Origin of the sequence: Nocardia sp. NPDC051463 (assembly GCF_040681975.1) — a bacterium.
GTDB lineage: Bacteria > Actinomycetota > Actinomycetes > Mycobacteriales > Mycobacteriaceae > Nocardia.
The window spans coordinates 1-13,229 of record NZ_JBFBAB010000011.1 but is presented as its reverse complement, the minus strand read 5'-3'; the positions used below and the strand labels follow the sequence as shown (position 1 = coordinate 13,229).

Annotated in this window: 9 protein-coding genes; 5 read left to right on the top strand and 4 right to left on the bottom strand. The window is 65.8% G+C overall.

Going from position 1 to position 13,229, the window contains the following annotated elements; translation table 11 throughout:
- Positions 1-8 precede the first annotated feature (8 nt).
- The 3 genes from AB0M74_RS16590 (at position 9) to AB0M74_RS16580 (ending at position 3,072) form a co-directional block, all read left to right on the top strand.
- The gene (locus AB0M74_RS16590) at positions 9-2,162 is read left to right on the top strand and encodes an ATP-dependent DNA helicase UvrD2 (protein ID WP_366527260.1); all 2,154 of its coding nucleotides are present in this window, start codon (positions 9-11) and stop codon (positions 2,160-2,162) included.
- 114 nt (positions 2,163-2,276) lie between these two features.
- Positions 2,277-2,609: a hypothetical protein gene (locus tag AB0M74_RS16585; protein WP_366527111.1), complete on the top strand. Its 333-nt coding sequence runs from the start codon at positions 2,277-2,279 to the stop codon at positions 2,607-2,609.
- 178 nt (positions 2,610-2,787) lie between these two features.
- Entirely contained in the window at positions 2,788-3,072 is a 285-nt protein-coding gene (locus AB0M74_RS16580; protein ID WP_366527259.1) for a WhiB family transcriptional regulator, read from the top strand.
- Between the two features lie 249 nt (positions 3,073-3,321).
- Here AB0M74_RS16580 and AB0M74_RS16575 read toward each other — a convergent pair whose 3' ends face one another.
- From AB0M74_RS16575 to AB0M74_RS16565, 3 genes are all read right to left on the bottom strand, one after another.
- Positions 3,322-4,665 carry an AarF/UbiB family protein gene (locus AB0M74_RS16575; RefSeq protein ID WP_366527110.1) on the bottom strand — a complete coding sequence of 448 codons (1,344 nt, stop codon included), beginning with the start codon at positions 4,663-4,665 and terminating at the stop codon, positions 3,322-3,324.
- 82 nt (positions 4,666-4,747) lie between these two features.
- A complete protein-coding gene (locus tag AB0M74_RS16570; protein WP_366527109.1) occupies positions 4,748-5,614 on the bottom strand; it encodes a hypothetical protein in 867 nt (288 codons plus the stop codon).
- Positions 5,615-5,700: 86 nt separating this feature from the next.
- Positions 5,701-7,116, bottom strand: a complete 1,416-nt coding sequence (locus AB0M74_RS16565; RefSeq protein WP_366527108.1) for a zinc-dependent metalloprotease — start codon at positions 7,114-7,116, stop codon at positions 5,701-5,703.
- 127 nt (positions 7,117-7,243) lie between these two features.
- Between AB0M74_RS16565 and AB0M74_RS16560 the strand changes: the two genes are divergently transcribed.
- Positions 7,244-8,269 (top strand): PDZ domain-containing protein, encoded by a 1,026-nt coding sequence (locus AB0M74_RS16560; RefSeq protein ID WP_366527107.1) that lies wholly within the window; start codon positions 7,244-7,246, stop codon positions 8,267-8,269.
- A 150-nt stretch (positions 8,270-8,419) separates the two neighbouring features.
- Here AB0M74_RS16560 and AB0M74_RS16555 read toward each other — a convergent pair whose 3' ends face one another.
- Positions 8,420-8,998 (bottom strand): PPA1309 family protein, encoded by a 579-nt coding sequence (locus AB0M74_RS16555; RefSeq protein WP_366527106.1) that lies wholly within the window; start codon positions 8,996-8,998, stop codon positions 8,420-8,422.
- 217 nt (positions 8,999-9,215) lie between these two features.
- Here AB0M74_RS16555 and AB0M74_RS16550 point away from each other — a divergent pair, with 217 nt between their 5' ends.
- Positions 9,216-12,209 carry a UPF0182 family protein gene (locus tag AB0M74_RS16550; protein WP_366527105.1) on the top strand — a complete coding sequence of 998 codons (2,994 nt, stop codon included), beginning with the start codon at positions 9,216-9,218 and terminating at the stop codon, positions 12,207-12,209.
- The last annotated feature ends 1,020 nt before the right edge of the window (positions 12,210-13,229 follow it).

Genomic DNA, 13,229 nt, shown 5'->3' with positions numbered 1-13,229 from the left:
GCGCTGTCATGATGGAGCCCGTGCCAGCACTCGACCTCGCCGCCCTCGATCCGGAGCAGGCTGCCGCCGTGCGCGCGCCGCGAGGGCCGGTGTGCGTGCTCGCGGGCGCAGGCACCGGTAAGACCAGGACCATTACCCACCGGATCGCGCATCTGGTGTCGGCCGGGCATGTGAAGGCTGATCAGGTCCTCGCGGTGACATTCACCGCGCGGGCAGCGGGGGAGATGCGCGGCAGGCTGCGCGAACTCGGTCTCGGCGGTGACGCGAATCAGGTGCAGGCACGCACATTCCACGCCGCGGCACTGCGCCAGCTGAAGTACTTCTGGCCCCAGGTCGTCGGCGAGGTGCCGTGGCAGCTGATCGATCGAAAGTTCCCGATCGTGGCGCAGGCCGCGACCAAGGCCGGGCTATCCTCGGCCACCGACAGCGTGCGCGACCTGCTGAGCGAGATCGAATGGTCGAAGGCCTCGCTGATCGCGCCGGAGGACTATCCCGCCGCGGTGGCCAAGCATCGGCGCGAGCCGCCCTACGACCCGGCGCGGGTCGCCGAGGTCTACCTCGCCTACGAAGCACTCAAGACCTCGCCGGACGGCCTACTGCTCGACTTCGACGACCTGCTGCTGCACACTGCCGCCGCGCTGGAGGACTTTCCCTCGGTGGCCGACGAATTCCGTGGCCGCTACCGGAGTTTCGTTGTCGATGAATACCAGGACGTCACCCCACTGCAGCAGCGGGTGCTCGACGCTTGGCTCGGCGAACGTGACGATCTGACGGTGGTCGGCGACGCGAACCAGACGATCTACTCCTTCACCGGCGCCACTCCCGCCTATCTGCTCGACTTTTCCCGGCGCTTCCCCGAGGCGAGGGTGATTCGGCTGGAACGCGACTATCGCTCGACCCCGCAGGTGGTGTCGCTGGCAAACCGAGTGATCGGCGCCGCGCGTGGCCGTATCGCGGGCACCAGGCTGCAGCTGATCGGTCAGCGGCCCGACGGACCCGAACCGGTGTTCGCCGAATACGACGACGCCCCCGCCGAGGCCGCCGCCGTGGCGCGATTCATCAAGCGGCGGATCGAGGCAGGCATGCCCGCCGCGGAGATTGCGGTGCTGTATCGCATCAACGCGCAGTCGGAGGCCTACGAACAGGCGCTGACCGAACTCGGCATCCCGTATCAGCTGCGGGGCGGTGAGGGCTTCTTCGTGCGAGCCGAGGTCAGGCAGGCCGTGCAAGCGTTGCGCACGACCGCGGCGCGCGATGATCTGCCCGACCAGGCACGCAGCGGAAGCGCCCTGGTCAACCTGGTCAAGGCGGTGCTCGGCCCGCTCGGACTCACCGCTGCCGAACCCGCGGGCGCGCAGGCGCGGGAGCGCTGGTCGTCACTGGTGGCACTGGTGCGGCTGACCGAGGAACTCATCGGTCACGATGACCAGCTCGACCTGCCCGGTCTGCTGCACGAACTGCGCGCCCGCGCGGAGGCACGGCACCCACCGACCGTCCAGGGCGTGACGCTGGCGTCGCTGCATGCGGCGAAGGGCCTGGAGTGGGACGCGGTTTTTCTGGTCGGTCTCGCCGACGGCACGCTGCCGATCGCACATGTGCTCGGCGACAACGGCTCGGTCGCCGATGAGGCGGCGCTGGAAGAGGAACGCCGCCTGCTCTACGTCGGTGTGACCCGGGCCCGCGAATACCTACAGCTGTCCTGGGCGTTGTCGCGCGGCGAGGGCAGCAGGCGCACGCGTCGGCGCTCCCGGTTCCTCAATGGCTTGGTCCCCGATGATTCCCCCGCTTCGCGGATCGCAGCGCCCGCCTCCGGCATCAGCTCGAACGGGATTCGCCCATCCTGCCGGGTCTGCGCCAAACCGCTGATCGGCACCTACGCCACCATGCTCGGTCGTTGTCGGCGCTGCCCCGCGGAACTGGACGCCGAGCTACTGGCGGCGCTGCAGGCGTGGCGGGAAGAGAAAGCGCTGGCACTGGAGGTCCGTGAGTTCGTGGTGTTCACCGACACCACACTCACCGCGATCGCCGAGCAACTGCCCGGCGACGACAACGCCCTGGCGGCGATCCCGGGGATCGGGTCGAAGAAGCTCGATCAATACGGCGCGGACGTGCTGGCGATTGTGGCGTCCCGGCTGCGGTCAAGCCCACAAAACCGCAGGTAGAAAATAGGTTGTCGGTTCTGCCGACATTGCATATGGTGGGAATCACGCACCGGGAGGTCATCTCGGCGCGCAGAGTTCAGCGACAGACAACGAGTTAAGGAGGGAGGCAGACCAATGAACGATTACATGAACTTCAACGCGAACGACGTTGCGGTGAATGCACCCGTCGTGTCGGCCTCCCGGGGGATCCTCGCTTTGCAGGGGATCGGTCTGTCCGGCGTCGGTGTATTCGGGGAGCGGGCGCAATTTACGCACATGCATTCCCCCATTTGCACCCTCACGCAGGACAAGCCCAGCGCGGGTTGGCACCCGGCAGCCGTGGAAGCGGCCGTCGGCACCGACGCATTCGAAGCCGGCTATGCACCGGCGGACCTGCAGGCAGCACGCCTCCGCACCGCACACCCAGCGACCGTGATCAGGAATCGACACAGATGTCGACCTAGGTAGGGAACACCCCGACCTCCTGGCCACGGATCGCCCGAAGCGAAACCGTGGCCAGTATTTTTTTCCCGGCCCTTCAGCCGGCGGCACCGGTTTCGCAGAAGAAACGAAACGAACCGCTGCAAACGAGCTGAAGGAGAACGACGTGTTCACCGCAGAGAGCTGGCCGCAGGCCACCGCTGGCGTGACATGCCGAACCGTGGCACTGCCCACCCGCACTCGGGAGGTTACGAAGGTCCTGCCTTGTCGAGCCGGAGACCCTGATCTCTGGTTCGCCGAGAGCCCTGCCCAGCTGGAGCAGGCCAAGACGCTGTGCGAGTCCTGCCCGATCCGTAAAGGCTGCCTGGCGGCAGCTGTGGATCGGCGCGAGCCGTGGGGTGTCTGGGGCGGTGAGATCTTCGACCAGGGTGTCGTGATCGCCCGCAAGCGCCCACGCGGACGTCCGCGCAAGGTCGCGATCTCGGCATGAGCGAGCGTCGCGAGCTCACCTCGGCGCAGCGCCTCAGCGTCGTGCCGAAACTGAGCGTCAGCGAAGTGCAGGCATGATGCCGAGACCTGTGACCTCCCTCCCTCCGGTCGCTGAGGCCCATCCGGTCGATTCACCCCGGATCGGGGCCCACGAACGAGAAAGCACAAGAGCCGCTCACCTCGAGATCAGGTGGGCGGCTCTTTTGCGTTGACACCGGCCAGTGGTGAACGGCCCGTTCGTCTTTCGAAGTCAGCTGGCTGTGCGCTCTTCCCGGAAGCCCGGCATCCAGGTCTTCACCAACTGCATGAACGGCAGTTCCGCATCGAGCTGGGCCAGGATGCCGACCGAGCCGCCGAGGACGCGGAAGATCATCAAGTATTCGGCGGGCAGCTGCAGGGCACGTGCGGTCTTCATCTCGGGACTCGTGAGATCGGACGCTTTGCCCGCCACCCGTTGCATCCACTTACGGGTGAAATGAAACGAATCCGTCTGCACCGGGTCGGTGAAAGGCCGTAGGTAGTCGGCGATCTCCTTATCAGTGATCGTGCGACCGGGAATCACCCAGCCGTTGTCGTACATCAGTTCCGTCAGCTCGTCGAAGCGCTCCTCAACCTCCAGCGCCAGCATGCGGCCGAGCACCTCGGGGAAGCCGTCGGGCATGGGTGCACAGGCACCGAAATCGATGACCGCGAGCTTGCCGTCGGGCAGCATCATGAAATTGCCGGGATGCGGGTCGGCGTGCAGCAGGCCGACGGTCTCGGGTGAGGAGAAGTGGAACTTGCCCATCAGACCTGCGACGCGATTGCGCAGCACTCGGGTGCCCTCGGGATCCTGCGCACCCTGCTGGATGATCGCCGAGACAGAGGTGCCGTCGAGCCATTCGGTGACGATCACCTTCGGTGCGCTGGCCACCACCTTGGGCACCACGATCTCGGGATGCCCGTCGAACGCCTTCGCGAACGCGCGCTGGTTGGTTGCCTCGTTGCGGTAGTCCAGTTCCTCTTCGGTTCGCTCGGTGATCTCCGCCAGCAGCGGTTTCACATCGGCCCCAGGAATCACCGAGGCGAACAGACCCGTCATCCGCGACAGTGTCTTGAGATCCGCGCGCAGGGCCTCGTCGGCGCCGGGATACTGCACCTTCACCGCGACGACTCGGCCGTCGGACCAGACCGCCTTGTGCACCTGGCCGATGCTGGCCGATGCGGCCGGAGTGTCGTCGAAGGACTGGAATCGCTGCCGCCATTGGGTGCCGAGCTGCTGGTCGAGCACTCGATGCACGGTTGTGGCCGGCATCGGGGGCGCGGCGGCCTGCAGCTTGGTCAGCGCCTCGCGGTAGTGCTCGCCGAACTCCTCGGGAACCGCCGCCTCCATCACGCTCAGCGCCTGCCCGAACTTCATCGCGCCGCCCTTGAGCTCACCGAGCACGGTGAACAATTGTTCGGCGGCCTTCTGGTTCAACTGGGCGTTGATCTCGGACTTGTCGCCACCGGCCAGCTTCTTACCGAACCCTACGGCGGCTCGGCCTGCGATCCCCAGCGGAATCTTGGCTAACTTGGCATTGCGGGATGAGCGACGACGCACAATCTCGGACACGTACCCATCATGGCGGACGGACCCGGCACTGTGCCATCGCACGGTGATGTCTCTGCTTGGCAGAGTGGGAGAATCGCCACCATCATGTGGCCGGACCAGCGAAGATGCCGCGACATCCGCATGCGGCGTGCGGCGGCCACTCGCGCCGCTCGATCACATGCGAAGCAAGATCGAGCTCGACGGTGGAGTTCAGAGTGGCCAGCTCGTGGCGGGGCGAACAACTGCGGATCGCCTCGAATTCGCCGAGCAGTAACGCCGTTGTCGCCGCGATACCGGCGGGCGAGGCGTGCCCGACCCGGCCGAGCAGTTGCGCGGCGAGCAACGGCCAATCCTGGTCGTATTGGCAGCGGATGAGGTCGACACAGCGCAAGCAGCTGGTCATCCCGGGCAGCACCAGCGGCCCGATGACGCCCTTGTTGTCACGGATGCGGACGTGCAGATGTGGAATCCGTTGCAGCACCAGGTCACTGGCGAGACGCGGATCTATCACCAGCGAGTCGGTGAGCACCACCAGGTCGGCCCGCCAATCGGTGACCGTGGTGTCGGGACGGTAGTCCCGGGAGCGGCTCGGCCGCAGCCCGAGCCGACGCAGTCCGGCCGACACCGCGTCCGCGAGCGGACCCAATCCGTGTACACGCACGGCACGGACAGGTCCCGCGGTATCGCCGTGGTGCACGAGCAGGCCCGCATCGTCGATCTCGGCCAGCAGGGCAAACGCACGCTCCGGTGCGATGCCGTGTTCTCCGGCTCGCCAGATGAGCTGCGGTCTGGTCTGAAGCCCGTCCAAGAGGCGCAGGAAGGCGAGTACCGTGTCGACGGTCAGCTCGGCGGGGTGCAGCAGTAGTGCGCCCTCCGGGTCCCAGCCGAGCTGGACCACACCAGAGGGGCGCACCAGGATCGTCACCCGGGGATGCAGCATCGGACCATGTGGGCGGATCGTTGTTGTCATGGCCAGCAGTATGCGGACCAGCGACGGCCGGAATCCCCGCGAAACCTGTAGTTATCCACAGGGGCTCGCGGTACTGACAGAGCAGTTCAGGACTCGTCGCTGTCCTTGCGGAGGTCGGGGCCGTCGGCGCCGGGCTTGTCGGACGCGGCCCGGTTGCGCTCGGCCTCGTCGCGTTCGCGGGCCTCGGTCTCGGCCAGCTGGGCCAGCGGATCGTCGAACGCGGTGGCACCGCCGCCGATCACCGAGTCGATGAAGCCGGCAGGGGAGTCGAGATCGTCGGAATCCGGCAGCAGATCCGGGTGCGCCCAGATGCCGTCGCGTGCCTCCACACCCGCGTCGGCGGTCAAACGCCGCCACAGCGTGGCCGCCTCACGCAGTTTGCGCGGCCGCAACTCCAGGCCGACCAGGGTCGCGAAGGTCTGCTCGGCCGGGCCGCCGGTGGCGCGGCGCCTGCGCAGCGTCTCGGCGAGCGCGCCCGCGCCGGGCAGGCGATCGCCGACCGCCTCGGTGACGACGACCTCGACCCAACCTTCGATCAGTGCGAGCAGGGTCTCCAGGCGTTCGAGGGCCTGCTTCTGCTCCGGGGTGGTCTGCGGTTCGAAGGTGCCCTGCGACAGCAGCTCCTCGAGCTTCGAGGGATCGCTCAACGACATCGGGTCGATGCCCTGCGCCGCTTGCTCCATCGCGGAGAAATCCATCTTGATGCCACGCGCATAGTCCTCGACCGCGCCGAGCACCTGCTGGCGCAGCCACGGGATATGACCGAACAGTCGCTGATGGGCTGCCTCGCGGGCGGCGAGGAACACCAGAATCTCGCTCTCCGGCTGCTCCAGCCCGGCGCTGAACTCCGAGATGGCCGTGGGCAGTAGCGCTGCGGTACCGCTCGGTCCCAGTGGGAGACCGATGTCGGTGGAGGTCAGGACTTCCTTGGCCAGCTGCCCCAGCGCCTGCCCGAGCTGTGATCCGAAGGCGAGGCCACCCATCTGGCCGAGCATGCCCACCATCGGACCCGCGAATTCCCTTGCCTCCTCGGGCAATTGCGAGGTCCACATGCCCGAGATCTGCTCGGCTACCGGATCGCACAGCCGCTTCCAGGTGTGCAGCGTCTCCTCGATCCAGTCGTTGGCCGTCCATGCCGCGGTCTTGGTCGCACCCGCGGGCAAGGTGGTCGCGCCATCGAGCCAGACCTCGGCCAGGTGCGCGGCATCGGTCACGGCGCCCGCCGCACCCGAGGTCAACGGGGTCAGGTCGGCTCCGAGCTGTTGGCGGGCCAGTCGCTTGGCGACGTCGTAATTCACCGGACCGCCCGCGGCCGAACCCGGCTGACCCATGCCACTGAGCATCTGTCCGAGCGAGGTCAGCATCTGTCCGAGCTGCGACGGGTCGAAGCCGCCCGCACCGAAGCCGAACGGGTTGTTCGCATCGGGACCGCTCGGCTCCTCGCCACGCTTGCGCGCGTCGTCATCATCGCGATTCGAGAATCCGAAGGGGAGGTCGCTCATACCCCTTACGTTACGCGTGCGTCATGGGGGCCTTGTGTTCGCGCGGCGCGAACACAAGGGACACCCGGACGTGGTAAATGCACGCCTGCGCCGCGCATCGGTGCAGGCGGTCACTACTGTGGTCGAGGTGAATCGACGGATCCTCACCCTCGTTGCCGCTTTGATCCCGGTGCTCGTGCTCGGTGTCGCGGGCAGCGTATTCACTGTGCCGTTCGTCGCACTCGGACCAGGGCCGACGTTCAATACCCTCGGTGAGGTCGAGGGCAAGCAGGTCGTCGATGTGCAGGGTGCGGTGCTCGACCCCACCACGGGGCACCTGAACATGACCACCGTTTCGGTGCGCGACGGGCTCAACGTCTTCGAAGCGTTCGGCTTCTGGGTCAGCGGCGAACACGGCCTCGTGCCGCGCGCCGAGGTGTATCCGCCCGGAGTGCCGCGTGAGGAAATCGACAAGAACAACCAGCAGGACTTCAAGGACTCCGAGGGCAACGCCGAGGTGGCCGCACTGCACCATCTGCACCTGCCGACGGTCGTGCTGGTGCGCAAGGTCGGCGACGACGGCCCCGCGAAGGACGTGCTCGCCGCGGGCGACGAGCTGATCAGCATCAACGGTGCACCTGCCAGCACGCCGAAGGACGTGGTCGCCGCCGTGTCCTCGCAGCCGCCCGGCGCCCAGATCACGATCGTGTTCCGGCGCGGCAATGCCGAGCAGAGCGCGAACATCACCCTCGCCCCCCGTCCGGACGACGCGGCCAAGGGCTACCTCGGTCTGACACCGACCGAAGGCGCGCGTCCCCCGATGCAGGTCACCTTCAATCTCGCCGACATCGGCGGTCCCTCGGCAGGTCTGATGTTCAGCCTCGCGCTGATCGACAAGCTCTCACCCGGTGAACTCGACGGCGGCAGGTTCGTCGCGGGCACCGGCACCATCGACCAGGACGGCAAGGTCGGCCCGATCGGCGGCATCCAGTACAAGATGATGGCCGCCCGTGACGCGGGCGCGGAAACCTTCCTCGTTCCAGCCGCCAATTGCAATGAGGCCAAGCAGCGCACTCCGGACGGCCTGCGCCTGGTGAAGGTCGAAAACCTCGACGGCGCCGTCGCATCGCTCAACGACATCAACGCGGGCAAGCCGACGGTCTCCTGCAACTAGGCGGCTGCCTCGCCTTCGCTCGCCCCGGCGCTTCTGCGGCTGCCTCGCCTTCGCTCGCCCCGGCGCTTCTGCGGCTGCCTCGCCTTCGCTCGCCCCGGCGCTTCTGCGGCTGCCTCGCCTTCGCTCGGTCGGCCGCGCAGCCGTCGGCGGTTACTCGAACGTGTGGTGCAGGGCCTCGATGACGTTGGGCGCCAGGTTCGGGTACGTGCGCAGATCCAGGTCGCCGAAGTCTTCCGCTTCCTCCGGCCGCACCTGCAGCAGCGCCAGCGACGTGCCCTCGCGCAGCACCGCGGCGAACAGCCGCGCCTCACGACGTTCCGGGTGCGCTTCGGCCGCTGCGCGCGCGGCGGCGTCGGCGGCGTCGTGGTCGGCGAGCAAAGGCGCGAGCGCGTCATCGAGAGTGCTCTCGGCGTCCGGTGGGAGCACCACGATTTCCTGCACCAGCACACAGCCCTCCACGGCGTCGGGCCAGCTCGTGGTCGCGAGAAACTCGTCGAGTGCCATCGACCCGCCGGTCACGTCGTCCGGAAAGGATTCCTGGGCAACGGGAGTCAGCTCGTTGCCGTCATCGAGCTGATCGATGAGGCCGGGCTCGGCCGCGACCAGATCGGCGGTGCGCACCAGCGCGAACATCTGCGGAGGGTGCCCCCAGCCCTCGGCGTCCACGAATTCGGCCACCTCCCGGACGGAGCGGGCGAGGACGAGTTCGGCGTGCAGGTCAGCGGTCACGCAGATATCCAATCAAACGCTCGGACGATCGCCAATCGCCGGTCCGGGTTAGCGCCGGCCCTCTGGTCTGCGCAATTGCGGCCCTGCCGTCTGAACGGTGTCCGATTCCGTAGAGTGGGCGCGGAAGAGGGTCCGCAAGGACCATCGGCAACATCGGACTGCGGCGCATCGGCCGAAATATCGGTGCGAGTGCCGCCGGACCTTGGAGAGTGGCATCGTGGGCATGCGGCCCCCCACCGGCTTACCTTCGTTGTCCCGACGCAGCCGAGTGCTGCTGGTGGCGGCCATCATTGTGGCGGCGCTGCTTTTGTTGGGACCACGACTGACCGACACGTACACGAACTGGCTGTGGTTCGGCGAGGTCGGTTTCCGGAACGTCTACCTCACCGTTCTGCGTACCCGATTCTTGTTGTTCTTGGTGGTCGCGGTGTTCGTCGGCCTAGTCGCCTGGCTGGCGCTGCTGCTCGGCTATCGGACTCGTCCGGTCTTCATCCCCGTCGCGGGCCCGAATGATCCGATCGCGCGCTACCGCACCACCGTGATGAGCAGGTTGAAGCTGTTCGGCATCGGCATCCCGGTCCTGCTCGGTCTGCTGTCGGGCCTGGTGGCGCAGTCGAATTGGGTCACCGTGCAGTTGTTCCTCAACGGTGGCTCGTTCGGGCAGAAGGATCCGCAGTTCAACCTGGATGTCGGGTTCTACGCATTCGATCTGCCCTTCTACCGGATGGTGCTGAACTGGTTGTTCGTCGCTGTCGTCATCGCGTTCTTCGCGAACCTGGTGACGCACTACGTCTTCGGCGGGCTGCGGCTTTCGGGCAAGGAAGGCACCCTGACTCGTCCCGCGCGCATCCAACTCGCGGTGCTTGCCGGGCTTTTCGTGCTGCTCAAGGCCGTCGCGTACTGGTTCGACCGCTACGAACTGCTCTCCAGCAGCCGTAAGGAGCCGACCTTCACCGGTGGTTCGTTCACCGACATCAACGCCGTGCTGCCCGCCAAGCTGATCCTGCTGTCCATCGCGGTGATCTGTGCGGTGGCCTTCTTCGCCGGCATCGTGCTCCGCGATCTGCGGGTACCCGCGATGGCCGCGGCTCTGCTCGTACTGTCGTCGATCCTGGTCGGCGCGGTGTGGCCGCTGGTTGTCGAGCAGTTCTCGGTGCGCCCGAATGCCGCGGATAAGGAAAGCGAGTACATCGAACGCAATATCGCCGCTACCAGGCAGGCGTTCGGCATCACCAACGACAAGATCGACTACAAGGACTACAAGGGCGAAAGCCGCAAGAACCCGTTGGATGTCCCGGTCGATGCGGCGACCATCGGCAACGCCCGGCTGCTCGATCCGAACATCTTGTCGCCCACCTTCACTCAGCTACGGCAGCTGAAGAACTTCTACGGCTTCCCCGAGTCGCTGGACATCGACCGCTACAACATCGATGGCGATATCCAGGACTACATCGTCGCGGCCCGTGAGCTGTCCCCCGCGGCGCTGAGCGGGAACCAGACCGACTGGATCAACCGCCACACCGTCTATACCCACGGCAATGGCTTCGTCGCCGCCCCGGCCAACCGCGTCAACAAGCCGCAGTCCGAGGATCCCAACGCGACCGGTGGCAGCAGCGACAGCGGCTACCCGATCTTCATGGTCAGCGATCTGTTCACCCCGACGGACAAGCAACGGATCAAGGTCGACCAGCCGCGGGTGTACTACGGCGAGCTGATCTCGCAGGCGAATCCGGACTACGCCATTGTCGGCTCGATGGAAGGCCAGCGTCCGCGCGAATACGACTCCGACACCGCGCAGTACACCTACACCGGCAAGGGCGGAGTATCGATCGGCAACTGGTTCAACCGATTGGCCTTCGCGGCCAAGTACGCCGAGCGCAATATCCTGTTCTCCTCGGCCATCAGCGACGACTCCAAGATCATCTTCAACCGCAGCCCGCGCGATCGGGTGCAGAAGGTGGCGCCATGGCTGACGACCGATGGGAACGCCTACCCGGCGGTCGTCGACGGCCGGATCCAGTGGATCGTCGATGCGTACACCACGTTGGACAACTACCCCTACGCGCAGAGCACCTCGTTGGAGGGTGCCGAGGACAGCATCGACAAGAAGACCGGCCGGCTGCTGCCGCGCAAGGAAGTCAGCTACATCCGTAACTCGGTCAAGGCCACTGTCGACGCCTACGACGGCACGGTGACCCTGTACGAGGTGGATTCCTCCGACCCGGTGTTGAAGGCGTGGCGCGGCGTGTTCCCCGGCGCGGTCAAGCCGGAGAGCGAGATCTCACCGGAGTTGCGGGCCCACTTCCGGTATCCGGAAGATGTGTTCAAGGTGCAGCGCGACATGCTGACCAAATATCATGTCGACGATCCACGAGAGTTCTTCACCAACAACGCGTTCTGGTCGGTGCCGTCCGACCCGACTGTCGACGGCGGTGGCAACTTCAAACAGCCGCCGTTCTACGTGCTGCTGGGCGATCCGCAGACGAACAAGCCGGTGTTCAACCTGACCAGCGCCATGGTCGGTTACAACCGCGAGTTCTTGTCCGCGTATATCTCCGTGCGGGCAGATCCGGAAGGGTACGGCAAATTCACCGTTCTGCGATTGCCGACCGACACTCAGACCTTGGGACCGCAGCAGACACAGAACAGAATGACGACTGCGCCCGACGTCTCACGCGAGAAGACCCTGCTGTCCAACTCGAACAAGATCAAGTATGGCAATTTGCTGACCTTGCCGATCGCCGATGGTGGAATTCTCTACGTGGAGCCGTTCTACAACGAACGGAATACCGGGCCGAGCACCTCCACTTTCCCGCAGCTTCTGCGGGTGTTGGTGAGTTACCGTGACGCGGCGGGCAGTGTGAAGGTCGGCTACGCCTCGACCTTGGCCGAGGCGCTGAACCAGGTGGTGCCGGGGGCCGGTGCGCTGGCTACCCCGTTCGGGGGTGATCCCGCGTCGCGACCGGTACCCGGTGCGGTGCCGCCACCGGTGGAGAGCTCCACGCCGCCGCCTGCCGGTGTCACCCCGCCGCCTGCCGGTGTCACTCCGCCGCTGGGTTCATCGGCCGCGAAGGACGCTGCCGCAGCGGAGCTGAACCGGAAGCTCGAGAATGTGCGTAATGCCATGCGCACGGGCAACTTCCAGGACTTCGGCAAGGCGCTGGATGAACTGGAAGCCGCAGTCAAGGCATTCCAGGACGCCGGTCGCTGACCCGAGCGTCAGCTCGGGTGCGCACGCAGAATACGGCGCTGCCTCCTTATCGGTGGCAGCGCCGTGCACCCCGGTAGCACCTATTCAGGCTGTGTCGAGCAGGACATTCGGCAGCTCTGTGCAGAATAGAATGTGCCGCCATCGATGCGATGGCGGCACATTCTCGGTTGATATCCGCTACGGCGACTATTTTCTGTCGTAGTTGTAGTGCCAGCGTCCGGATGCGGAATCCTGGTAGCACGAGAAGTCATGGATGCGCAGATCAGGATTTGCGCGCCTAACATCGGTCACGCACTCGTTGTAGCTGCACCAACTAACGTCCCATTCGTGGAAGCAACTGTCCGATACCGGGACGACGTGGACGATGTGCGACGCCGGGGGTGGTTCGGCCGCCGAGATTCCTGGTACGGAGAAGAACGCGGCGACGGTAGCTGCGACAACCCCGGTTGCGAATCGAAACCTTGATTTCATGTGAGCCCCTCCCAAGAACACTGTGATCCGACTACGCGATCCAAGATCCATGTAGTCCAAAAATGCTGTAGTGCAACGGTATTCGATCAGCAAGAGTGTTTGTTGGTGCGGCCTGTCGGGTCGGTCTGAATTCTAGGCGTGCGAAAGGCCCTGCCGCACGACCAAACCGGGTGGCAGGGCATCGTCTATCGACTACCTCGGCGAGCAGCTTCGGATAGGAGTCGGATATATCCCCTGGGGGACACCGGGAATGGGTTGCGGACTCGTGATCCCCATGTCCGGCACCCCTTCGCATCATTGATCCAGAGTTGGACATCCCGGAGGTGTGGGTGCGGCGTCCCGGTCGGTCGAGAATCGCCAGCGGGACATGGGGCTTTTCGCCGACACATGCCTCGACGGGTGGCCGCATGATCCCGGAAGACTCCCGCGAACGCGAGAACGGCCCCATCGCCCGCTTGGATTTCAGGGGTCGTCGCAACACCGCCTGCTTCTTAGCTGGTGAGTAGATCACGAAGACGCTCGGCTGGGGTATCCCAGCCGAGCGTTTTT